Source organism: Pollutibacter soli, assembly GCA_029269725.1.
Taxonomy (GTDB): domain Bacteria; phylum Bacteroidota; class Bacteroidia; order Chitinophagales; family Chitinophagaceae; genus Pollutibacter; species Pollutibacter soli.
The window spans coordinates 349,122-374,752 of the sequence record JARJHS010000006.1 but is presented as its reverse complement, the minus strand read 5'-3'; the positions used below and the strand labels follow the sequence as shown (position 1 = coordinate 374,752).

Sequence of the window (25,631 nt, the reverse complement as noted above, 5' to 3'; positions counted from 1 at the left end):
ATTGAATAAGGAGAATGAAAATGGTAAAATCCTCTGTTTACTATGTGCCTATGTGGTTCAGATTTTTTTGCACCGCATAGGCACATAGTACACAAAGAATTCTCATGATAAAAGGCTCAGTTACAGGAGAAGCCCTGAGTGTTCGCGCAAGAGCCAACCTATAACTTCTGACTTAAAACCTGTACTTTTAAGAGGAGCGTGCCTATGTTTACTATGTGCCTATGTGGTTCAGATTTTTTTGCACCACATAGACTCATAGGAACAAAGAAATCTCACAAAAAAGAGCTTACTTATAGCAGAAGCCTGAATGTTCGCGCAAGACCTAACTTATAACCTACAACTTAAAACCTGCAACCACCATCCGCAACCGCTGCGTTCAACGTTCAACGTTCTACTTTTAACGTTGAACCTTGATCCTCACTCCTTCACTATGCGCCGAAAACTCCGGCGCATACATGCACTGCGCAACCGCTGGTCCGGCAGAGAAATTTCCTTGCTGATTTACAAACAATGCATACTCGAATACATAGGTTCCTTTTGGCAGATAAGAAATAAAGAAGTTCGTTGAAGCATCACGTGTGGATTGATAATATCCAAGTCCGCCCTGGTAATGATAGCCACTGATCACATCCACCGGTTCTGTACCTGATGCACGCTGATCTTTGACATGGATGTATTCCATCGCGCGATCACTGCGAAGTTCAAGTCTTACTTTCAGTTTATCACCAGGCCTCAATGAAGTATTGTCTTCCACTAATGCAAGCACCGGTCCGCGGTCACTTGTTCTTTCCACATACCAGGTTTTTTTGATCGATAATGGTGTTGCAGCTGACGTGATTTTGTCGAGGTTTTCAAAATACTGCCAGTACACAGCACCCCAGCTCAGCTGCGCTTTCTCACCTGCCGGAGTATTGCTTACTTCAACTTTAATTTTTCCCAATTCCGGAGTTACCTCACCTGCACCAATAACCGATTTAAAATATCCGGTACCTGTTTCCTTTGCTGCTGAATTATCAAATACGAATGCATTGCTTTCACCCAGGCTGATCTTCACATCCGGATCGGTAGCGAGCCAGTCGGATCCGCGTAACAACAAAGCATAACAAGCATCGGCAGTTGCTTTGGTTGTTGACCAGTTCTGTGTCTGTTTCTGCAACAGCAGCCATTGTTTCAGACCTGAAACCATCAACGCATCTGCATTGATCTCATCAAAAGCTTCTATCATCAATGCCTGCGTTTCAATCGGCGCCTGGTACCAGTAGTATCCATATTGCGGCGCTTTCCAGTAACGCCCCAATGTTTCACTGTTTACAGATTGTTCTTTCAAGGCTTTCAGGGTGGATTTTGCAAGTGTGGCATCTTTTGCACGGTGAGCACTGAGCGCCAGCATCGCCTGGGTCTGACGATCTTTTTTCACCCAGTTTTTCTTTGCCTGGCTGCGGAAATACTGAATGGCGGTTGCTGTTTTTGTATCAGCTTTAAATTCAGGGAAGAAGCTGATCGCATATAAATATTGTATGCTTAAATCGCCGGGCACATAAGCGGCGACTTTCTTGTTATTTTTCTGCACTTCGTCATAGTCTTTCCGAATCTGTTGCGCCAGGTATTTCAAGCCTTTGCTGGCGATTTCGGTTACAGTAGACTGTTGTGCTGCAGGAATGGCGCCCAGTTTTTTCAGGCGACCAATACCGGTGATGATGTACTGGGTGATATAGCGATCTTCCGGGCCGCCGGGGAACCACACAAAACCACCGTTGCTGGTTTGCGATTGCGCAAGTTTTGCAAGGCTTGCTTGCAGGTCAGCAGAGATCCTGATCATATCGAACAGTGTTGCAATTTGTTTCTGCTGCGCAGTTTCTGATTCTGCATCCAGTACCCATGGCGTTTCTTCCAGCAGGATATTTTTCAGCTCAGGATTTTTTTCCAGATTACTGATGAGTTGTACCGGTTTTCCTTTCGCACTGTCCTGCATTCTTTTTTCAAACCATGCTTTGATTTTCGGATGCTTGCTGGCGATCATCGATGCCAGCGTATTTGCATAAAAGCGATTGAATTCCTGTTCTGCACATGCATAAGGATATTGCGTCAGATATGGAAGTGCCTGAACGGCATACCACGCGGGATTGCTGCTGTATTCAACAGTAATGCCATGATTACTCAGTGATGGGCTTTTACCTGATTGCAACAGTTTTTCAAATGAGAATGTTTTCGTACCGGTGCCGGTCATGCGAACCGGAAGCGATTCCGTAATCAGCATTCGATTAGTTAACACCGGCAACGCAATCTCTTCTCCATCGGTATGATTGCCAGCCTTGGCAGTGATGCGACAGATCAGCGGCCGGTTGAAACTGTAAGGCATCGTCATGGTGAATTCTACCGGAACAGAACCTTTTGCCGGGGCAGTAAAGTACTGTGTTGGAAAAACATTGGTGAATAGCCCGTCCACAACTTGTCCGGATGCAGCATCGATCAGTTGCAGAACGGATTGACCGGTCATCTCCACATCAGTGAGATTGACTACCTTAACCGCCACCGTTAGTTTATCGCCTTCGCGTAAAAATCTTGGGAGATTCGGTTGTACCATCAGTTCTTTCTGCGTAATCACCGTTTTTGTTCCGAGGCCCATCGCCAGGTCTTTAGTATGAGCAAAAACCTGCCATTTCCATTCGGTTAACGCTTCGGGCATTGTGAATGAAAAGTTCACATTTCCGTTAGCGTCGGTTTTGAGATCAGGGAAGAAGAATGCGGTTTCGCGGAAATCGGTACGCATTTTCGTTGGCTGATTTTCATTTGCTGGCTGTTCAGATCCTTCTTTCCTGACGATAATTGTTTTCATAAGTCCCTTCGATCCAGTAGGGTCTTTTTCCAGGTCTGGCACTGCAACGGTATCCGCTAATGAATTCATTGCTTGTGGAGGTGCCATTTCCTGCAAGACAGCTTCATCTTTCACCACGACACCTTTCGCCATACGTTGCATCGCATATCCGACATTTACCAGCTCATCCTTAACCCACAACAATTCATCTGGAATCGCAGAGTTAATCTCCGTTGTTTTTTCGTTTATATAACGAATATCGCCATGGCTCACCGCGAAATAGGAGTTTTTGCTCCACAAGCCTGCCTGTCGGTGAAAGGTTGAAAATATTGCAGGCTTGTACCAGTTATGCACCATAAACTGATCCAATGATGCATCATACATCGATGTCAGGATTTCAGCCGCCAGTTTCTCACCTTTCCATCCACTCACCTGTACAGCCCATTCTTCTTTTGACCCGGGCAATGTTTTATCACGGAAAGTGGTGAACCGGAAATCCAGCTCTTTATTGGTCCAGGGGACTGCAATTACGGATTCATCGATAAATAACCTGTTGTGTTTTACAAAAACATGCGATATACCAAAACCTCCACGATCTTTTTCCACTACCGGATAATCTGTGTTTTTTGATTCTTTATTCAACCGTTGGATATCGTAAACAAAATCACGATTCTCACGATTAAAATAGTATTGCTCGCTTTCAGTCGCGGAGATGAGTTGCCGAATGATGAATAACTGATCAGCATCAGTCTGTTGATGGAGGCGGGCAATTTCTCCCGGCTCAAATGTATTTTTATTCACAGCTGCCTGGTAGTAAGAAGGGACCATGCTTTTGCTGTTGATTGAAGCTTTCAGCTCAGTATATACAACAGTCTTTACTTCCCTGCCGGATTTATCCGTACCTGATATCTCAATTGCATATACTCCCGGCTTCAAGGCAGATTTTGGAATAGTAACCGACTGATTATTTCCGCTGACCGTGTCCGTTATTTCCCACACTTTCGCCTTCCTTTTCCAGCTTTCTTTTTTTGACTCATCAGCATATTCATCGTTTGGAAAATATTTAATGTACTCCTCGTTACTGAAAATAAATGTGTCGGACTGATTCCAGTAACGTTCACGTATCAATCGATCCGGTGTTTCCAGCAGATATGCTGTGATTTTTACAGTTGCTTTTTGAGGTTCACCAGAAAGATTGGTTGCCGAAACAGAAATTTTATTTGTGCTGTCAGCATATAATACTTCCGCAACCGACCCCGAGATCTGCAAAGAATGATAACCGATGGACACCATCGTTTCTGCAGAACGTGTCTCGCCGTTGATGTCAGTTACATCGGCACTAATGGAATAATGAAATACCGGCAATGATTTTGGATCGGAATTCTTATCGGGTACAGCGGGAAAAGAGATATTAAATTTTCCATCGACACCCGTTTCTGTAATTCCATTCGCAATCTCCACCGGCTCACTGTAAGGCATGATCCTGTACCTGCTATAAAACGGATATGGATAAAACACCGATCTGGTTACACGGTAACGCACTTTCGATCCGCCTATAGCGATTCCTGCATAAGCAACAGCATTCCCTTCCACTGTAACCGTATCATTCAATTTAAATTCCTTTTTAGGTTTTTCCAATGTAACCTGGAACTTCGGTCTCTTGTACTCTTCAACATTGAATTGCTGTGTTGCATTCGTATAAGCTTCTCTGATACTAAAAGACCCGGTTAGTCCGCTGAGAGGTAATCTGAATTTCCCTGATACAGATCCAAATTCGTTTGATTCCAATTGCAGGGAGTCAATTATTTCTCCGTTCGCGTTGTTAAGGTAGACGGTTGATCTCAGGCCGGAGATCACAGCATGCGTATTCTCATTTTTGTTTTTACGTATATAGATTGTCTTAAAAAATACTTCCTGCCCCGGACGATAAATACTACGATCTAAAAAAATAAATGCATGACTTCGTGCTTTTTCTTCATCCGGAATTTCACCAGTTGCATTTCTATAGATCGGGTATGGACGAATTTGTTCATCCGAACTGAAAAGGTGATCCTTCTGCCAGTTAATTTCAAATGTCAACTGACCATCTAATTTTTCAGGTGCAGAAATGAAGGCGTAGCCATTTTTGTTTGCAGACAGACTCTGAAGTTTGGTAAAGTTGTATTTGTTCGTTTTGTAGTCGTATTTTTTACTCCACAGCTGCACTTGCGCGTCTGTTAATGGCTGGCCGTTATCGCGATGCAGAAAGAAATAATGATTGCCATTGTTCGCCCATGAAATATCCGAGACATCGAAGTATTGAACCGCCAATGGATTCTGATCAAGACTGAAATTCTCATTCACTCCTGCCAGCAAAGCATAACGACCTACCGGCAATGCATCAATTTTAATTTCAGTTGAATGAGTTCTGTAATCCGGTGCAAGTGGCAATTCCTGTCTTACCTGGTCGATTGGTTTTAATGAAACAAGCTTCTGCCAGTACTTATCATCCCAGCGGTTATTCTCATCAGGAAAATGATCGTCCACTTTGATGATCCTGTAATACATCAGGTTTGTATTTGCAAAACTCACTCTCGTTCTGAAAGGCTGATCCGGAAGATTCACTCTCTCCGTTTCCAGTTGTACTGATTTCTTCAGTATCTGTTGCAGAAGATTTGATGCATTTGCTGCAGCTTCAGTCAATGGGTATTTTTTTTGTATTTGTTCCAGTTGCTGTTTTACATCAACCAATAAAAAGCGTAGTCGCTGATCTGGGTTCTCATCTGAATAGTTCATTGCCTCCTGGTACACCTGTGCAGTAGCGAGATAGAATGCCTTACCTGCTTCCGGCCTGTCCGGATAATTCAAAAAAATACTCAATAGTCCGGCCCTGTAGAATTCATTTTTATCCGGGGTGACAGCGATGCGATGTACAAATTGTAAACGTTCAATATCGACGTCCAGCAGGGCAGTGAGATTTTTATCCGAAAGATGTAACCGGATGAGTTGCTGATAGATCAGTATGGCCTGGTAATAGAGTGAGGTGGAATCTTTTGTTTCGGGTTTCCACTGTACAAACTGTGCTGCATGACCGAATGCACGGGTGTCTGAAATTTCAAAATCGTTTACTGCTTTCCGTAACGTTCTTTCTCCGCTGACAAAATATTGTAGTGCGGCCTGCGCCAGAAGATCATAAAGCGTGGGTCGCAATTCAGGATTATTTCCTTTGATAATGATGGGTTGCCACTGGTTAAGTTTTATTCCGGAAAGCGTTTTGTAATCCTTCAGCGATGCAGTAAAATGTTTTGTGATCAGCTGATGCAGTTCCTCAGCATCCATAGACTCCAGATCTTTCTTCTTTTCTTCCAGTTTTCCGTTTTCAGTATTCGGTTCACGGTATAGCTTGTATCTGTTGCGTTGAAAATAATTCCAATATAATTTTCCGAGCATACTGTTCAACAATGATGATACAGGTTCATGGGAAGTCTTCAGCAAAGAGTTCCATCGATCTGAAATTTTTTGTGTCGCATCTTCTTCATTTGTGTCGGTCAACCTCCCTTCATACACCAATGCCCTGATTTGCTGTGCATCATTTTTCTCTTTAACCGCAAGAGAATAAATATTCTTTACTTCTGTCAGGGCAGAAGCTGTGAGTCCTTTTTTCTCAATCAGATCATCAACTTTTTTCCAAAGCTTGGTATAGTCAGTCATTTTCTGTTGTGCAAATGCGTGTAATTGGGTGATAATCAATGCCGTAACGATCAATATTTCTCTCATGGTGAAAATCTGTTTTGCCAGTCTGAATTTCAGATGTAAGATTATCGGTTATTGCATAAATAAAAAAGGGTATTAACATTTTATATGCCTGGCGGACTGAAGAAAACAGACTACAGGATACAGAATACGGGTGAAACTATACACTGGCTGTTCAAACGAACAACGAATAACGAACAACGAACAGCAAGATTACCTGCCCTCAAAAGATCCAATAGCTTGCCCGATACTACACTATGACTACCAAATCTCCTGCCTCCCTTTCCTGCCTGCTGCCTGTTGCCTGACTAAAACTTTTGTCCGTTTCCTTGTTTTGAAATAAATTAAAGATCTCTCTTCGGTTATTCCTTCCCTTTGCACACTGTTTTTCGTTCATACGTTGCCAATCCACCCTGCGCTGATAAATCATTTTTAGAAAATTAACACCTGATCTAAATTTCTCAGGAATGTCAACCCGGAACGTCATATTTCTGCTGCTGGGGATTATTGTCCTGGCTGTTGCTGCTGCGAGTATTCCCGGCCACCTGGACGTACCCGGCGTTGCTCTTGAGAAAGGATGGAAATATAAAGAAGGTGATGATAAAGCATGGGCAGCTTCGTCATATGATGATCGTGACTGGAAAGCGATTGTACCGTCAAGAGATATTCATGACAGTCTATCAGAATTGGAAAATGTAGCCAGGATATGGTTGCGATATACAATCGATGGAAATGATGTTAAAGCCAATGAAAATTATTCATTAAATATTCGTCAGTCAGTAGCTTCAGAAATTTATCTCAATGGAAAAATGATTCGACGATTTGGAGTTTTGGGTAATGATACACAATCGGTCAGGGCCTACGATCCGGGTTGGAAGCCTATCCCGGTATTTTTTTCTCCGGGCGCAAAGCAGGTTATTGCTGTACGGGCTGCGATGCAGCCTGGTGTCTTGTACACTAAAACATTTAATACCCTAAACCCATTACTGACAGTTGAGTTGGTGCCAACAAATGAAGCGATATCATTTTTCAATTATACCGAAAATACAGCCCTCAATTATGGGTTTCTTTTAAATGGCACTCTGCTGATGCTGCTCATATTGCATGCCGCTTTATTTTTTCTTTACCCGGCACAGAGAGCTAACTTATATTTTGCTTTGTATGCTTTGGTAGTTATTATAGGGAATATATCTCAGGGTGTGCATTTATACTACAATCACAAAGTTGATTTGAAATTCTTCTTCGGCAACTTTGCATTCCTGGGGTATAATATCGGCATGTTGTTTCTGAATTATTCATTGCAGATATTTCTATTGCGCAAAAACGACATTTTTTTCCGGCTATTGATTTTTTTGGGTGTGGTGGCAACCTTCCTGGATGCTTTTATATATGAAGGAGGATGGCTAATAGGCGCTGTCTTTTTTCAGATAATCGTGTATGTAAATATCGCGCGCCTTGCGATACAGGCGGTTCGGTCCAGAGTAAAAGGCTCCTGGATCATTGCTGTGGGAGTTATGATAACATCCGTGTTCTTTGCCACTTTCATTATGCTGGTAAGAAATCATGATGAATCACGGACTATTTTTAGCACTCCGGCTATTCTGATTACCAACCTCGTTAACGCGATGGGAATAGTCGTCGCCATTTCTCTTTTTCTCGCGTTGGATTTTGCATACACCAACAAATCATTGCAGGAAACGATTCGTAAGAACAATGATCTTGCTGAGGCTAATCGGAGACAACAACAGGAAAAACAGGAGATCCTGGTTTCCATGAACCAGGAACTTGAAAAGAAAGTGGAAGAACGAACGGCCGAACTGACCCATTCACTTGAACATCTGCGATCTGCACAGGCGCAGCTGATACAATCCGAAAAAATGGCTTCGCTGGGAGAGTTGACTGCCGGAGTCGCACATGAAATACAAAACCCATTGAATTTCGTCAATAATTTCTCAGACCTGAATCGTGAACTGATTGCGGAACTGCAGGACGAATTAAAGAAGGGCGAAGTGAAAGAAGCCATTTCGATTAGCGAAAGCCTGAAAGAAAATGAAGAGAAAATCAATCATCATGGAAAAAGAGCGGACGGGATAGTGAAGAGCATGCTGCAACATTCGCGCAGCAGCAGCGGACAGAAGGAGCTCACCGATGTAAACAAGCTGGTGGATGAATATGTACGGCTTGCCTATCATGGTTATCGTGCAAAGCAGAAAGATTTTAATGCCGCGATTGATATTGATCTTGATCCCAACGCCGGAGTAGTACCGATGGTTGCTCAGGATATTGGTCGTGTATTGCTGAACGTTCTCAACAATGCATTCTATGCCTGTATGGAGCGAAGTTCGGCTGCTGTCAATCGTAGAGACAGGCATGGCGTCTCTACGATTGACAAAGCAGTCGGCGAAACGATCAGCAGCGATGGTAATGAATCAGCCAGAAACGAAGTCGCCGTATCCACTAAGCGCACAGGTGATACCATCGTAATAACGGTGAAGGATAACGGCAGCGGCATACCCAGACATATCCGGGAAAAGATCTTTCAGCCCTTTTTCACTACGAAACCGACAGGACACGGGACGGGGTTGGGATTGAGTCTGAGTTACGATATCATAAAAACGCATGGCGGACGGATGTACATTGATGACAATGGCGGAGGCGGAACGATAATGAACATCGAGCTACCTGTTGAAAAGCAGCAAACATCATCATCACCTATACTCACCTGAGCAATGCGTTTTATAACTGTATCTATATTTTGTATGTTACCTTTTTTCCTGCAGTCGCAGGAAATAATCATCCTGGACGACCCTGGAAAATCGTTCATCTTGTTGAACAATGGCTGGAGGTATAGTATGACTGATCAGCCGGAAGCGGTGATGCCAGGCTTTGATGACAGTCGCTGGAAACCGATCAGGCCGGCAGCTGATATACACGATTCGATACCAGAAGATGCAAAAAAAGGAGTAGGCTGGATGCGGTTACGTATACGCCTGCCCGAAGAGGCAGGTCGGCGGAAGATGTCGATGTTGGTCAAACAGTCAGTAGCTTCTGAAATTTACCTGAACGGAATATTAATTGCAACATATGGTACCATTAATAGTAAGAATGGATTGATCAAGGCAGAAGATCCGCATTGGGCACCAGTATACCTGCCACTCAGCAACGATAGTGTGCAAACTTTTTCGGTTCGCTTTGCTGCCCAGCCAGGCATAAAGTACATCACATTCTATGGCACTACCAACCCATTTTTGAACATGATGATTATGCGTGAGTCGGACGCGATTGGTAAGTACCGTGGAATTTTTACGCGGCCCTGGCTGGATATGTTTATGCAGGGTATCATGTTTATGGCTTTTATCCTGCACATGGCTTTCTATATCATGTATCCTGCCAGGAAGGCAAATTTATACTTCTCGTTGGCATTACTCTTTACTGTAACCGGCGGAATAGTACACAATTATTATTACTATGGGGCGGACCAGGATAAGAAATTTCAATTTGGTATGCTTGCCAGCTCGATTCATTTCGTTGGTCAGATATTAATGCTTGCTTCCATTCAGAATTACCTGAATGTTCAGAAGAAATTATTATTATGGCTAACAGGAGTTTTTTGTATCGCAAGTCTTATCACGGCGTCTTTGTGGTATAAGAAAGGATTCGAGATAACGCTATCAAATGTTCCTTTTTTTATTTACATAATGATCATCATCATTTCCATCATTGCATGGAGGAGGAATATGAAGGAGGCAAGAATATTAACGATTGGATTTGTAATTGCATTGATTTGCTTTTTCCTTTTTTTGACCAATGCAATCGGCTCAGTTACTGATCATTTACTAAATCCACCGCTGAATATATTTTCATTCTTCTTTTTGGGTTATATCGTTGCTCCACCTGCTGCCGTGTCGATATTTCTCGCTAATGATTTTGCACGTACAAGCAAACGTCTGCAACAAAAGCTGAACGAGGTGGCGACACTGTCGGAGAAAAACCTGGCAGTTGAAAAAGAAAAACAGGAGATACTGGCCTCGCAAAATCTGAAACTCGAGACTTTGGTAACTGAGCGCACCTCAGAGCTTCATCGATCCCTGACTGAGTTAAAAACAACTCAGGCGCAGTTGATCCAGGCAGAAAAGATGGCTTCGCTTGGAGAGCTCACCGCGGGAATAGCACATGAAATTCAGAACCCGCTCAATTTTATCAATAACTTCTCGGATGTAAATGCTGAACTTATTGTTGAGTTGCAGGAAGAATTGAATAAAGGTAAAATCAGTGAAGCTTCCCTTATAGCGAACAGCCTTAAAGAGAATGAAGTAAAAATAAATAATCATGGAAAGCGAGCGGATGGAATAGTAAAAAGCATGCTTCAACATACAGGTAGTACCAGCGGACATAAAGAAATGACCGATGTAAACAAGCTGGTGGAAGAGTATGCACGATTGGCATATCATGGCTATCGGGCAAAGCAGAAAGATTTTCAGGCAACGATGGAATTCAACTTCGATAAGGAAGATTCAACCGCATCGATCGTTTCGCAGGATATCGGACGTGTGGTTGTTAACATTCTGAACAATGCATTTTATGCGGTGAGTGAGAGATCAAAGAAGGAGAACGGATTGTATTCTCCAACAGTGAAGATCAGTACCCGGGCTGAAAATGGAAAAACATTGATTGAGGTAGAGGATAATGCTGACGGTGTACCTGAGCGTATAAGAGAAAAGATATTTCAACCCTTCTTCACTACTAAGCCGACAGGACAAGCTACAGGACTTGGACTCAGTTTGAGTTATGATATAGTGAAAGCGCATGGCGGTGAGATCCGGGTGAGCAGTATGGAAGGAAAGGGATCGAAATTTGTGGTTGTTATTTAAAGAGGCGTCTGAAGAAATCCGGCAAATATGATAAATGCTTTTTTGCTCCAGTTTAAAGTCAAATCACAGAGCCAACAGCCGGGGTAACAGCCCACAGAGGAAAGACAGAGAAAATCCTGCGAAAAGTAAGGACATATTCTGCGCAGCTGGCTATTACTACTGCCTGCTACCTTCTTACTGTCACCTGTATCAATTCTACAAAACCTGCATTTATTTCACCCGTTTTTTAATCTGAAATACATTGGCCGGATTATTTGCCGCTCAGTAAACGAAATTTATGAAACGGATCTTGGCATTCATAAATATCACGCCTGAATCAATCGAAAAAATAAAGCAATACCAGATCTTTCTCGGAGAGAAATGGAGTTTATAAACCAATGGCAGCAGGAAGCTATCCTGGAGATTTTTTTTCTTTCGGTGTCAAAGACAGGTGCAGTATTAATTTTTAAAGATATCGATGAAGCAAAAGCAAAAGAACTGATTGAAATATTACCATACTTCCCTTTTATGGAAAAGGTGGAATATTTAAATCTTGATAAGCATTTTTGATTGTCGGGTTGTTCAGATGCCTCCTCTCTAACATCAAACCGCAAAGAAACAGCCAAGTAAAACAGCCCGCAAAGGAAAGGCAAAGAAATCCTTCGAAAAAAAATTGCATCAGTAATCCACCAGGTATTGCTGACTGTTGCCTTCTTGCTATTGTCTGGCTTTTTCTCCTGCTTATTCCGGCCTCCTGCCTGAATTCAAAACACAAAGCTGACAACCGAGAAACTACACACAGAGGAAAGGCAGAGAAAATCCAGCGAAAATATGTAAGCTCATATTTTGCAGCAGCTGGCTGTTTTCTCCTGCCTGCATACTCCTGCCTGTTGCCTATTCTCCTGTTTGCCCTGCCAGAAACGCCACCACATCCCTGATCTCTCTCTTGGACAAAATCGTCTTCATATCCGGCATACTGCTCATCGCGTTTGTTCTCTTAGCTACATCACTAACTTTAATTGTCTTATCCGCTTCATTACCTGACGCAACCACCAGTTCTGTTTTCGACTCACGTTTCAGCGTACCCGAAACTGTCTGACCGTTTTTTAGTTCAAGTGTAACTATTCCAAAACCGGGAGCTAATCTTGCGCTCGGACTGATCAGTGCTTCAAGGATCTGTTCTCGTGAAAGTCTTTTGCCAACGCCATTTAATCTCGGTCCGGCATTTCCTCCGCGATCGTCGTAGGAATGACAACGAAGACACTGTGCACTCTGGTTCCAGAAAAATACGCCGCTGCCACGGTAGGCATCGCCCCCTTTCAGTGCACTGGCATATGCAGCATATACATCATCAGTAGAGTTTTTGCTGCTGATATTTTTGTATTTCGCTGCAAGGTCGGCTGACTTTGTACTGTCGATCGCTTCCCCAAGTTCCAGGTACAATTCAGGGTTGAGTGAGCCCTTTTCCATTTTTGTCAGCAGGGTTTCTATCGGAACAGAGGAGTATTGCAGAGGAATCAAACCCAGGGTCAGAATCGCTGCCTGCTTTTCTTCCACCGAACGGGTGGCTATAACATTGTTCAACAGATTTATTTCAAGCTCTTTTGGTATATCGAGTTTGTTGACAATGGATAATCCAGCTACCCGGACGGTTTTGTCTTTGTCATTAAGTGCCATCTCAATCGCCTTATCCATTTTTTTATCTTTCAGCGCAGCGAGAGTTTTTAATGCAGCAACACGGATGGCCGGATAACGATCGCCTTTCAGAATAGCAAAAAGTTCATCGGATGTATTTTGTGCTCCGATTATTTCAATTCCTTTTACCGTCGCCATGCGAACGGCTGAATCAGGAGCATTCAGTAAAGCTTTGAAAGGTTCAGCTACTGAGCCGAGCAATCCTGGGGCATCCCGTTTCACTTCGCCACGGTATCTTCCATCCACTCGATCAACAACCGACGGGTTTGCCCAGCCACTCAACGCTGCAATGGCTTCGGCGCGCATCAGTGCAGGTGCAGTTGTCTTTTGAGCATAGCTGACCAGGTTCTGCATCGCGGCGGCTGTGCCTGTACGTAAGTTGGCACTGATCGCCCGACGGATCAGCGCTTCGTTTTTGAATGGAGTGGTATTCAGAATATCACCTAAAGCAGGTAGCGCTTTTTCGATGGATAAATCATCATTGATCGCTCTTGCTGTTTCAGTCACTACAAATTCATCACTGTCTTTCAGGAATACGGTAATGCCCGGATCAGCCATTCTCCTGAGTGCAACTACTGCTGCAATGCGCAAGGCTTTTGAGCTATCACCAGCGAGCGCAAGTATCGGCTCACGCTTCCCTATCCTCGCAAGTGCAAGCGCACCGGCATGACGGAGATAAACATCGCTTTCATTATTGGCACGCAGCATCGAGACGATGCCTGGTACGGCAGGCTGATACCCAATTCTTCCCAAAGCTTCCGCAGCAAAAAAGCGGACACGCGCTGCAGTATCCTGCAGCAAAGCAATCAGTTGATTACCCGCAGCTGTGTATTTGATATCACCCAGCCACTTTGCAGCCTGTGCCCTGATTTCTGCATCGCTGTCTTTTAAATAGGGAATCAATGCTGCAGCATAAGTTTCTTTCCGGCGACCCAGCTGCGCAATTCCCCATACTGCGTGTACCCTTGCCAGTTGGCTTGATTTCTGTTGCAGGCTTTTATCGAAAATTGCTGCGCCTTTGTCACCTCGTTTAACAAGTTCAAACTGCGCTTTGAGTCGCACACGCATATCCGGATTTTTCAGGATCTCTCCCAGATCTTCCGGAGTCTTTGATTTGAAATCAGCCTGTAATAATTCTTTTGTCAGCTTACGTTCAGGGTAAGCATCCGCTGCATTCACGTCCAGCTTCCAAATCCTTCCGAAAGGACGGGTTCCCCAACCATCGATCCAGTCGGCCACGTACATCGCACCATCAGGTCCGAAATCGATTCCTGTTGGTAACACACCGCTCAATATTTTTTTGGTTTCTCCGAGAGAAAAACCAGCACCGGATGGATTCAATTTAAAACTGTGTAATGCAGATGCAGAAGGACTTCCTACAAATTCAACAATGAAGAAAGTGTTTGCATATTCCGGTCCCAGTGCGGTTCCGGGATTGTACAACATGCCCGTGGGTCCGCTCACAAAATTGCTGATCGGCGGAACAATGTAGGCAGCCTGGCCTTCCCAGCGCGGCAAATACATTTTCTCATCCATCCAAACTTTATAAGAATTGTTTTTCGGATCGCGGTACTTGCCGTACTGCCAGTTGCTACGCCATCCTGCATCTGAACCATTCACGATGTACACCAGTCTTTCTCTTTCTCCTGCATGATCACCATCATTATCTTCACTGATCAGGTTCGCATATTCATCAAAAACAAACTCATGTGTATTTCGGATGCCTGATGCAAAAATTTCAAAATCACTTCCATCGGGATTGGATCGAGCGATCACACCACTGTTCGGATACTCCCATTTCTTTCCTGTTTTATCTGTTCCGTTAAAACCGATGTCACCGATCTGCCAGTAGATACGACCATCGGGTCCCATCTCGACGCCAGACATACCATGTCCACTGAAACCAATATGAATTCCATAGCCGTGTGAGAGTGAAGTTTTTTCATCAGCAATTCCATCACCATTTTTATCGCGCAACTTCCAGAGATCAGGACCCACGGCAACGTATAAGTCTTCTTCATTACTGAGCACGCCGCCCGCAACATCAGTCACTTCATCATTAAAATCATCCACCACAAGTTGTGACTTATCAGCAATGCCATCACCATTGGTATCTTCCAGGCGATACACATTTTCTTTTTCAATAGTCATATCTCTCCAGTCGTGAGAGCTGTCGCCATTCAGATCAGCGAGCCATTGTTTGTTTTTATTACTGTTTTCCGGGGATAATGTTTTGCGAAGAAAAGCGCGCTTGTCTTCGATCGTCTGCAGCGCAATGGATTCAATTTCCCAATCCCGGTGTCCGCGGATATCAAATTCAGAATTTTTCTGACGATTGGTTGTCGTGTAATACAAACGACCCATGTCATCAATATCGATGGCGATTGGGGATATGACGAGTGAGTCAGTCGCCCAGAGCTGCATCGTTAATCCCGAATCCAGTACGGGTTTCACCAGATTTTCGACTGAGGAAACCAACGCAGCATTCGCTGCAGAATCAACGGTTTTTATCCGCAGATCGGTTGCTTCTTTTTTATCCGAAGAACAAGCGTTGAAAAGAGTTGCAATCATGGTGGCTAATGCCAATACACCTTGAGTACGGAGTGTGAAATTCACTTTTGACATGGTTGAGTGGTGGATGGAATGCTGGTTTCGCTGTAAATAAACGGGAACGAATTTATTCAAAAAAGGGGAGACTCGGGTGGTACAAAGTTTTCTAATGTAGGTGTTCCATCGAAAATCTTCAAGGAAGCATAAGAATTAATGATGAAGTATAAAACGCAATTTTCTTTTCTCATGAAAGAATAATCTGTCGGATAAAAGTATTTTTCACTTGTTTTTTCTGAATTCGCTTTCGAAATTGCTGAAAGCTCCCAGGTATCCGATACTTGCAAGTATCGGATACCTGGCGACTTTTGCCAAACAACGCGAAAATCCGTAAAAATTTATTTGCTGGTTATCGAACTGCTGAATACGTCAATACCGGGCTCTTTTAATCATCACGACGCTGAGCGGTTTTTAATGCATTCTTTTATCGGTCATGTATTTGCTACCACGGCCCTTTTTGTTTCACCTGGTAAAATCGTTTCCCATCAAACCTGTAAAGTCCGGCGCCCGCACCCCACCACATATTTCCCGCCTTGTCCTGGTACATGCTCTGAACGCAACAGTTTAATCCGTCAGCTTCAGTAAAAACAGTAAATGCTTTTGGATCTGACAGCGGAATCGAAGGATCGAATCGCGTAGTGCTGCCTCTTGCAGTGATCCAGATGATGCCGGATTTTTCAAGATAGATACCCCAGATTTCAGTACCACCCAGCCCGTCTTTTGAAGTAAAATTGGTGAAGGTTTTACCATCATATTTGCATATACCACCCTTCATCGTAAACCAGAAATTACCTGATTTGTCCTGTATAATACCGCCGGCATAGTTATCCCCAAGGCGATCATTCTCCTTAATATTCCTGATTGCACCCGGGCCCGACAATTTGGGATCATATCGAAAGACACCATTATTGCCTGTGCCAAACCAGATGTTTCCATCCTGATCTTCCATGATATCTTTGATTTGTACTGAAGGAATTAACTCAAATGGTGTAAAGCATTTGCCTCCGGCACTATCGGCGGATGGATCATAAATGAAAACACCGCCTCCGGTGCCAATCCATACTTTGCCGGATTTAGCTGCGAGAATACTTTTACGACCGATATAGAGATTACTCAGCCCTTCTTTTTCAGCATATCTTTTAAATGACTTTCCTTGTTCTGCTGAATCCTTGAGCAAGCCATCGTATTTCACAACACCTTTATCCGTTCCGAACCATAAGTTGCCATTCTGATCCTCAGCGATAGCGTGTACGCTCATTTTATCACCAACCACTACAGTATCGTTATTGAAAAACTCTGCTTCACTGAAGTATCGCAAAGTTTTTCCATCGTACCTGACTACACTCTGACCTGCCGGACCGAACCAGTAATTCCCCCTTGAGTCCTGGAATATACTTCGGATGTACTGGCTTACAAGACCAGGGTCATTTATTGCGCTGGGTTTACCAATTATTAGAGGCGCTGGTTTTGATGCAGAAACTGTTCTCGCAATCGTTCCGCAGGGAATTTGTGTTTCATCAAGCTCGGGAGTTATGCCTGTAACCCTGTAAAAAAGGCCTCGTTTGTTTAAAGCAAATCCGGTTCGTACGACACCACCTGGCTCAGAAGACAATACTGCAACATACAAAGCGCAGAATTCTTTTGGTTGAATTGTTTGATTTAAATGCGTTGGTTTATAAAAACCGCTGTCAAGAAATGATTTTAATCCTTTGATACCATAGTCGAACATTGATAATTTTTCAGAAGTCATCGTATCCGGAAGCAGGAATAATTTTAAATAAGTGCCTGGTAAAGGGAATGAGTCGGCAGGAAAATCAATCGTTATTTCGAGTGGAGTATTTGTAATATTAGTTATACGGCTCCAGTATATAACGTAAGGAAATCTTTTATTGCTGGTATTGGTATACCGCATTCCACCCTTTGGAAGGCTGTTCTGTATTATTACACCCATACTACTGGAATCGGTGTATCTGATTTCATTGTAGACATAGTTGTAAGATTTATCCGGTAGTTGTTTTCTATTCCTGTCTGTAAACAAAGTGTCTTCCTGGTATCCACCCGATTTTTTTATCGGCGCAGTCTGGCATGCAGTGATGAAACCAAGGGCTAAAAAAGTAAGAATATTCAGTAGTCGCATGTGCTTGTTAACTTTCGCGTTTAGATGAGGTTTTGAGATTATCTTCCACCGGGATCAATTGGAAAACATTGTTACTTAATACTCTTTTGCCAGTGATTTTTTGGTATATCCGGAAAAGTCCGGGACAGAAATTTTTTCATCGCCCGGAAAATCGAGCAGTTTTTGAATATGGAACAGTTCCCACCTGTATGAGAGAATTATCCAGCCTGAAATATCCGACTTATTCATCCCGTTTCCGCTCAACACCTGAGAACCATATATTTTACCATTTTTTAAGGGCAATCTAAGCCATGACCTGCCAGGGTTGGTAAACTGCTTGTAAATTATATGTAACCGACTGTAAATTTATATGAATGATACGCTGGGGCCGGACAGTTTACATAGTTTTACATGATTGAAAAATTGCGCCGAGCAGTGCATTTTAAACTTCATAACTGAGTGATGAAAAGAAGGTGGTTTATATTGATTGTACCATGCGCACTCTTCCTGTTTTTTGCAGTCAGGGGAAGCGACAAAATTGATGCTTCATATTCAGATCAGAAAGAACTGAATATGTTGAGGAATATCGGTCACATGGTGCTGCTGAGCAACCGGGATAGCGTTTCAAGAGTTCTGCCGGTGAAGATTCAAAAACCTGGCGTTTACCGGATCAGTTTTGAAAATGCATTGGCCCTCGTACCGGATTCTTTAGTCAACATCATGAAAAGGAATTTTGATTTCCGTTCCGAATGGCTGATTGAAGTCCATGAAAATCGCAGCGATGAAATCGTATACAGTTTTAGTTTAAATAAAGACAGTGCGAAAGAAGTAATAGCATGCCGCGGCCGCAACCTTCCCGAAAATCAATATTCAATTTTGCTTCGTGTTGCGCCTGCGCAGTCAGGCAACCTCTTCTTATGGATTCCATTAACCGCCCTGGCCGTTATTGGTGTTGGGGCTGTATTTGTTATTCGTAAAAGAAAAAGTCAACCTCAGATTATTGAACCGCCGATCAAAGATGACGGAGCGATTCCTGTTGGGCGGTTCCGGTTTTATGCTGATCTGCAACAATTACAGCTGGATGATGAAGTGATCGAACTCACCGGAAAGGAAAATCACATTTTATCTATTCTTATCAAATCTCCGAATGAAGTCATTGACCGGGCAAGGATACAAAAGGAAGTATGGGAAGATGAAGGCGTCGTTGTTACCCGCAGCCTGGATATGTTTATTTCCAAGCTCCGCAAAAAACTGCAGGGTGATCCGGCGGTGAATATTGTAAATGTTCATGGAAAGGGATATCGGTTAGAAATAGCATGAGTGCAACCATGCCTTTCAATTCAGTTTTCTTTGCTGCCATCTCTTTTGAGGATTTTTGTATTTACTGAACATTCCTTACAGAACCTCGTGTAAAACCACAGAAATAAATAGAATAATCTGTCGGTGTAAAGTTTTTTTCCCTTGTTTTTTTCAGAAACGCTTTCGAAATTGCTGAAAGCTGCCAGGTATCCGATCCGCCGCGGCGGATCGGATACCTGGCGGTTTTGACCGAAAATCAAAAATGGCCAGCCGATCCTGAAAATTTTTCCTCGCAAGTCTCCGCTAAATTTCCGGCACCAGTTTTAAATGCCGAATGATTAACTTAATTGCGGGAAGTACAGTATTTTATTTTTAAACTATAGTTCTTACCAGGTCCCGTCCCCGGTGTTTTATTTGAGGATTGAAAATTGGTAAAGAGTTGGAAAGTTGAATTATGATTGCTCCATGTAACTGCAACACCTAAAAATTATCAGGAAGAATGCTATCTCTTATACGGGATTGTGTATCCAAAAGTTTAGATCACAAATGAAGAACTTCTACATTGCAATTACTGGATTGGTCATCTCCTGTGCGGCATATGCTCAGAATAAAGATGTATTGCAGAAAGACCGACTTACCTACGCGTTGCAAACAGCGAAGGACGATAGTACAAGAGCCCTGGTGATGACGCAGCTTGCTGAATCTTACCGTGACGATGATCTTGTAAGGGATTCAACATTTTTCTATGGGCAGAAAGCGCTTGAGCTGTCCAGGAAAATCGGTTATGCTTCCGGTGAAGCAAAGAGCCTGCTCGCTTTGAGTTATTATTTTTTTTCAAGAGGAAATTTTACCAATGCCCTTGAACTGGGTTTGAAGGCGCTCGAGATTGCAAGAGCTAATCACCAGCAGTTTGACCAGGCTTTTGCCATGATACGCATAGGTAATGTGTACATGAGTCTGAAAAATTATCGTGAGGCGCTGAAATACTTCCAGGAGACGCGGGAGCTTACCTACAATAGCAAGGATTCTTTTTTTTATGCAGTTACTTTCTGGCGTTCTGCAGATGCTTACAATCAGCTGGGTCTTCCGGATTCGGCGTTGATTTCTGCTAAAAAGGCTGAAGATACAGCGATCGGAATGGGCAACAGATTCATCCAGGTCGGTATATCCTCTATAATGGCAGATGCATATGCTATGAAGGGTCTTGACAGTCTTGCTTTGATGTATTATCGCAAGGATCCCAGTATTGAACTGGCAAAATTTTTCAAGGACCGCGGACGAAGAGATTCAGCGATCGCATATGCAAAGCGATCTTATGATTTTGGTGTGAGAAATTCTTTTCGTGATATGGAATTCAACTCTGCTTTGCTGCTTTCGGAATTATATTCAGATACCGATCCTGGAATGGCACTACAGTTCCATAAAATTGCCATGGAGGTAAAAGATAGTTTGTATGGCGCGGAAAAAGTTGCAGCTGCTACATCGCTGGGGTTTCAACAGAGGGAGAGACAAAGCGAATTGGAGATGGCGCAGCTTGCTTATCGTAACCGGATAAAGTTGTTGTCAACGCTGAGCGGTTTTGCAATTGCAATGATTGTGGCGATCATTTTATATCGTAACAGCAGGAAAGAAAAACAGGCGAACATCCTGTTACAGCAACAAAAAAATGAAATCGCGCAGACATTAGCCGATCTGAAAACTACGCAGGCGCAATTGATTCAATCGGAAAAAATGGCCTCGCTGGGTCAGCTCACTGCGGGTATCGCCCATGAAATTCAGAATCCGTTGAATTTTGTAAACAATTTCGCTGATCTCAATTCAGAGATGATTGACGAATTGACGAGTGAATTAAAAGAGGGAAATATTCCGGAAGCCATTTCGAATGCAGGAAATCTCAAAGCCAATGAAGAGAAAATAAATTTCCATGGTAAACGCGCGGATGAAATTGTGAAAGCGATGTTGCAGCATTCGTCCACTGGCAACGGCCATTATGAGCTGTCAGATGTGAATAGGCTTGTGGGGGATTACAGCAGGCTTGCGTACCAAAGTTATCGTTCGAGGCAAAAAAATTTGCAGGCTGAGTTGATCATTGATACAGATCCTAATGCGGGAACAGCATTGATGATCCCGGAGGATATTGCAAGGGTCATTGTAAACTTACTCAATAATGCTTTTGACGCCGTTGACGAGAAGCAGAAAGCGGATGGAGAAAGATATCATGCCATCGTAAAAGTTTCGACAAAAAGAGAAGGCGGGAAGTTACTTATAAAAGTGAAGGATAACGGCAATGGAATTTCCGAAAATATCCGCGATAAAATTTTTCAGCCATTCTTCACCACCAAGCCAACAGGTCATGGGATAGGGTTGGGATTGAGTCTGAGCTATAATATGGTAAAGGCGCATAAAGGGGAGATTGAGGTTAACTCAATAAATGGGGAGGGAAGTGAGTTTACGGTGTGGTGGCTCACCCCCGGCCCCACTTTCGCGAAGCGTGAGAGTGGAGAAGGGGTCAGTGATTAGTTGTTGAGTATTTGCACTAAATCAAAGATTCTGCACTTCATCCGGCAACGTCGTTATTTTTTGCATTTTCGTTATGCCGTGAATAAATGAATGAGTTATTGTTCTCAATCGCTTCATACGCAAGTTTAATTTTCGTTGAATGCTGGTTAGATATTTCAGGTATACTTTCCGTTGCAAAAGCTATGGTTGTCCTTTTTTGACCCCTCTATCTCGCATTGAGACAGGGGCAGGGTGAATGCAAACACGGAACCCGCAACAACATTGACACTACTCAAGTGCTCTCAGCACCACGATAAATTTTAATAAATGCTTCAGGCAACCTATCGCCAAGCATAAAAAAAATTGTATTTCCTGACAATGGACAATTTATAATTGTTTAATATCGGTTGCGAAGCTATAGTAGTCCTTTATTCATCCTTCAATCGCGAAGCGAGAGGGGAGGGAGGGGTGAGTCAGGGCACAATATTTTCATGCTCCAACATATGCCCCAACACAATCCCGACAAACTCCACGACGGTTTCGTTCACATCAGCGGAGCGCGTGAACATAACCTGAAAAATATCTCACTCCAGGTACCACGCGATGCGCTCGTCGTTTTTACTGGTGTGTCGGGATCCGGAAAATCTTCGCTGGCATTTGGCACTTTATATGCCGAGGCCCAGCGTCGTTATCTCGAATCGGTTTCTCCATATGCGCGACGTTTATTTCACCAGATGCCTGTTCCGGTGGTGGACAGCATCGATGGGCTCCCTCCTGCTGTGGCACTGCAACAACAACGGGGATCGCCGACAACAAGGTCGTCCGTAGGGTCTGTGACCACACTGTCTAACTTATTGCGTATGCTTTATTCGCGTGCGGGCGATTATCCGAAAGGACAACAGTTGCTGTATGCTGAATCATTTTCACCAAATACGCCCGAGGGCGCATGCCCGCAATGTCACGGGCTTGGACGTGTATATGAGGTCACGGAAGAATCAATGGTACTTGATGACAACCTCACTATCCGCGAACGCGCAATTGCGGCATGGCCCAGCGCATGGCAGGGGCAGAACCTGCGCGATATTTTAACCACCCTGGGCTATGATGTAGATGTCCCATGGAAAAAAATGCCAAAAAAAGATCGTGACTGGATTTTGTTTACGGATGAACAACCCACTGTTCCTGTATATGCAGGATTCAATCGAGAGGAAGTGAAGGATGCTATCCGCAGAAAAATGGAACCGAGTTATATGGGCACGTTTACCGGAGCAAGAAAATATGTGCTGCACACATTTGCAAATACGCAGAGTGCATTGATGAAGAAACGTGTGTCGCAATACATGATCGGAAGTGAGTGCCCGACGTGTAAGGGTAAACGACTTCGTCAGGAATCATTATCGGTGAAATTTGATGAACATGATATCACGGAACTTTCCCGTCTGCCATTGAAACGACTGATGACAGTTTTCAAACCATTCGCAGATGGATCAGCGACGAAGAAATTCCGTCAGTCGTCGCAGGAGAAAATGATCGTCACACAGCGAATTGCAGAAGATCTTGTTGCCAGAATAAATGTATTGCTGGATCTTGGTCTTGGTTATCTATCCCTTGAAAGAAGTACACCGACTTTATCGCCTGGGGAATTGCAGCGCCTGCGTCTTGCTACACAGGTGCATTCCAATCTTTTTGGTGTTGTGTATGTGCTGGATGAACCTTCTGCTGGATTGCATCCCGCAGATACCGAAGCTTTGATCAAAGTGCTTGATCTGTTAAAAGCTTCGGGAAACAGTTTGTTTGTTGTGGAACATGAACCTGATGTGATACGTCATGCGGACTGGATCGTTGACATTGGTCCGGACGCGGGCGAAAAAGGCGGAGAGATATTGTATAGTGGTCCGGCAGATGGCTTAAAAAATATTTCAGAATCAAAAACAGCGAAATATCTATTTCACGAAAATCTATTTACAGAACCAAAGGATCGTGAACCAAAAGGCTGGCTAACACTGGAAGGCGTCACCAGAAATAATCTTTACAACCTGGACGTATCTTTCCCTCTTGGAGTATTCACTAGTGTAACGGGAGTTTCAGGTTCGGGTAAATCCAGCCTCGTGAGCCAGGTGTTGGTCGAACTGGTAGCTGAACACCTGGGTCATGTATTGCAGCCTGCAGAAGAAGAATCAGATAAGTTGCAGGAGGAAACCGTTCAGACGCTGGGAGGAAAAATTGTTTCAGGTATTGAATCCATAAAACGGCTCGTGCAGGTTGATCAGAAGCCGATCGGGCGAACACCGCGTTCAAACCTTGCAACGTATACTGGATTGTTTGATCATGTGAGGAAACTTTTTGCATCCACGAAAGCGGCTAAGGCCCGCCGTTATGATGCCGGCCGGTTTTCTTTCAACGTCGGAAAAGGCAGATGCGAAAATTGCGAAGGCGAAGGATTTGTGATGGTGGAATTGTTGTTTCTTCCAAGTGTTTATGCGCCATGCCCGGTTTGTAACGGAACGAGATACAATTCAAAAACACTCGAGATAAAATATAAAGAGAAAAACATTGCTGAAGTTCTTGGCTTGACAGTTGATGAAGCGCTTGCATTTTTTTCAGAAGATCAGCAGGTCAGTCGTTCGCTGAATGTGTTGCATGAAGTGGGATTGGGATATGTTCGCCTTGGGCAGCCTGCAACAGAATTATCCGGTGGTGAAGCACAGAGAATCAAACTAGCAACAGAATTGCAGCGTGCCGGTCGCGGTGACACGCTGTATATATTAGATGAACCGACTACCGGTCTTCATCCGTCAGATACAGAAAAACTTGCAGCGCAATTGAATCGCCTTGTTGATGCAGGGGATACTGTGATCGTTGTCGAACACGATATGCAGATCGTGGCCGGTAGCGATTGGGTAATCGATATTGGTCCCGGCGCGGGGGAAGAGGGAGGAAAGGTTATTGCGCAGGGAACGCCTGTTGAAGTTGCTGGAAATAAAGCCAGTAAAACAGCTATCTATCTTCATCGGGTTCTCTCACCCCAGACCCCTCTCTTGCGAAGCAACGAGAGGGGCCGGGGGTGAGTTAGGCAATACCTCTACGTTCTGTTTCGTTTAAAATGACTATTTTGCTTTTGGCAATCAATATTGCCGGGATTTAATTGCTAACCAAATCCACTATCGTACCATGAGAGCCGGAGTATTCAGAAAAGTTCAACGAAAGAATATTTTCCTTTCAACTGATTTTTTTGCATTATGCATTGTTGTTATATGCGTAATATCCTGTAGTAAAAGTCCGGTTAGAGAAGCAGATGTCCAGGTCAAGCCCTGCGGACCCGATTCCATGTATTTCACCATAACTCCTTCTGCGCCACCGAATATGTACTATTATGAATATGATGATAAAGGAAGAACCACCACCATCAGTGTTTACGGTCCCTTATACAAATTGTATAGCTATCATTACAACTTCAATGCCGAAGGAAATGTGATTTCCTGGATTGAGCGAAATACAACCGGTGATCTGCTCCGTGATAGAAAAGCCATTTATGATGTACAGGGTCGTATGACTGGATACACACAGGAGGGGTGGGGCGTAGGGGGTTTTGCAGAACGACTTGCCAGTTTCGGTTATGCGTCACAGAAATTTACAACCGCCAACATCGATGATGGCGATACTGCCTATCATAGCATTCATTTTTATGAAGATGAAGACCTGGTTCGCAGCGAGCATTATCTCAGTGGGCAGTTGCAATTCATTGACTCGATAGCTTATTCGTCACAACTGAATATTCCTATCCTGGAAAAATCGGCTGATCAGTTGATGAATAAAGTTTTGCCTTCGAAACATTATCCATCGCGGAAAATTGTTTATGATGTCTTCTCGCAGAACAGAATGATAGACGATAGTTACGGGTATGAATTCGATACAGATGGCCGGCCAACAAAGATTACGCTTAAAAGTAATATCACGCACATCACGCCGCCGGAAGATCGAACCTATCGGTATTGGTATAGCTGCAAATAATCTGATC

General features: G+C 43.6%; 10 protein-coding genes. 7 read left to right on the top strand and 3 right to left on the bottom strand.

Annotated elements, in window-relative coordinates; translation table 11 throughout:
• Positions 1–397: 397 nt before the first annotated feature.
• Entirely contained in the window at positions 398–6,571 is a 6,174-nt protein-coding gene (locus tag P2W82_RS16640) for an alpha-2-macroglobulin family protein (protein WP_336517043.1), read from the bottom strand.
• A gap of 443 nt (positions 6,572–7,014) precedes the next feature.
• Between P2W82_RS16640 and P2W82_RS16635 the strand changes: the two genes are divergently transcribed.
• The 3 genes from P2W82_RS16635 to P2W82_RS16625 all read left to right on the top strand — a co-directional run bounded on the left by P2W82_RS16635 (position 7,015) and on the right by P2W82_RS16625 (position 11,967).
• Positions 7,015–9,273, top strand: coding sequence for an ATP-binding protein (locus P2W82_RS16635; RefSeq protein ID WP_336517042.1), 2,259 nt, complete (start codon positions 7,015–7,017; stop codon positions 9,271–9,273).
• A gap of 33 nt (positions 9,274–9,306) precedes the next feature.
• The gene (locus tag P2W82_RS16630; RefSeq protein ID WP_336517041.1) at positions 9,307–11,418 is read left to right on the top strand and encodes an ATP-binding protein; all 2,112 of its coding nucleotides are present in this window, start codon (positions 9,307–9,309) and stop codon (positions 11,416–11,418) included.
• Between the two features lie 360 nt (positions 11,419–11,778).
• The gene (locus tag P2W82_RS16625; protein WP_336517040.1) at positions 11,779–11,967 is read left to right on the top strand and encodes a hypothetical protein; all 189 of its coding nucleotides are present in this window, start codon (positions 11,779–11,781) and stop codon (positions 11,965–11,967) included.
• Between the two features lie 324 nt (positions 11,968–12,291).
• Here the strand turns inward: P2W82_RS16625 and P2W82_RS16620 are convergent, their stop codons facing one another.
• Together P2W82_RS16620 and P2W82_RS16615 are read right to left on the bottom strand one after the other, a co-directional pair.
• Positions 12,292–15,717, bottom strand: coding sequence for a DUF7133 domain-containing protein (locus tag P2W82_RS16620; protein WP_336517039.1), 3,426 nt, complete (start codon positions 15,715–15,717; stop codon positions 12,292–12,294).
• 424 nt (positions 15,718–16,141) lie between these two features.
• Positions 16,142–17,836, bottom strand: coding sequence for a ligand-binding sensor domain-containing protein (locus P2W82_RS16615; RefSeq protein WP_336517038.1), 1,695 nt, complete (start codon positions 17,834–17,836; stop codon positions 16,142–16,144).
• Positions 17,837–18,277: 441 nt separating this feature from the next.
• Here P2W82_RS16615 and P2W82_RS16610 point away from each other — a divergent pair, with 441 nt between their 5' ends.
• The 4 genes from P2W82_RS16610 to P2W82_RS16595 all read left to right on the top strand — a co-directional run bounded on the left by P2W82_RS16610 (position 18,278) and on the right by P2W82_RS16595 (position 25,624).
• Entirely contained in the window at positions 18,278–19,135 is an 858-nt protein-coding gene (locus P2W82_RS16610) for a winged helix-turn-helix domain-containing protein (RefSeq protein ID WP_336517037.1), read from the top strand.
• A 525-nt stretch (positions 19,136–19,660) separates the two neighbouring features.
• Complete coding sequence (locus tag P2W82_RS16605; protein WP_336517036.1) at positions 19,661–21,634, top strand: tetratricopeptide repeat-containing sensor histidine kinase; 1,974 nt, start codon at positions 19,661–19,663, stop codon at positions 21,632–21,634.
• A gap of 482 nt (positions 21,635–22,116) precedes the next feature.
• Positions 22,117–24,681, top strand: coding sequence for an excinuclease ABC subunit UvrA (gene uvrA / locus P2W82_RS16600; RefSeq protein WP_336517035.1), 2,565 nt, complete (start codon positions 22,117–22,119; stop codon positions 24,679–24,681).
• Between the two features lie 103 nt (positions 24,682–24,784).
• Complete coding sequence (locus tag P2W82_RS16595) at positions 24,785–25,624, top strand: hypothetical protein (RefSeq protein WP_336517034.1); 840 nt, start codon at positions 24,785–24,787, stop codon at positions 25,622–25,624.
• The last annotated feature ends 7 nt before the right edge of the window (positions 25,625–25,631 follow it).

Bases quoted from the DNA above. Each gene is read 5' to 3' on its own strand.
- P2W82_RS16635 (WP_336517042.1), top strand. From the start codon at position 7,015: ATGTCAACCCGGAACGTCATATTTCTGCTGCTGGGGATTATTGTCCTG.
- P2W82_RS16605 (WP_336517036.1), top strand. From the start codon at position 19,661: ATGAAGAACTTCTACATTGCAATTACTGGATTGGTCATCTCCTGTGCG.
- P2W82_RS16610 (WP_336517037.1), top strand. From the start codon at position 18,278: ATGAAAAGAAGGTGGTTTATATTGATTGTACCATGCGCACTCTTCCTG.
- P2W82_RS16620 (WP_336517039.1), bottom strand. From the start codon at position 15,717: ATGTCAAAAGTGAATTTCACACTCCGTACTCAAGGTGTATTGGCATTA.
- P2W82_RS16615 (WP_336517038.1), bottom strand. From the start codon at position 17,836: ATGCGACTACTGAATATTCTTACTTTTTTAGCCCTTGGTTTCATCACT.
- uvrA (WP_336517035.1), top strand. From the start codon at position 22,117: ATGCCCCAACACAATCCCGACAAACTCCACGACGGTTTCGTTCACATC.
- P2W82_RS16625 (WP_336517040.1), top strand. From the start codon at position 11,779: ATGGAGTTTATAAACCAATGGCAGCAGGAAGCTATCCTGGAGATTTTT.
- P2W82_RS16595 (WP_336517034.1), top strand. From the start codon at position 24,785: ATGAGAGCCGGAGTATTCAGAAAAGTTCAACGAAAGAATATTTTCCTT.
- P2W82_RS16640 (WP_336517043.1), bottom strand. From the start codon at position 6,571: ATGAGAGAAATATTGATCGTTACGGCATTGATTATCACCCAATTACAC.
- P2W82_RS16630 (WP_336517041.1), top strand. From the start codon at position 9,307: ATGTTACCTTTTTTCCTGCAGTCGCAGGAAATAATCATCCTGGACGAC.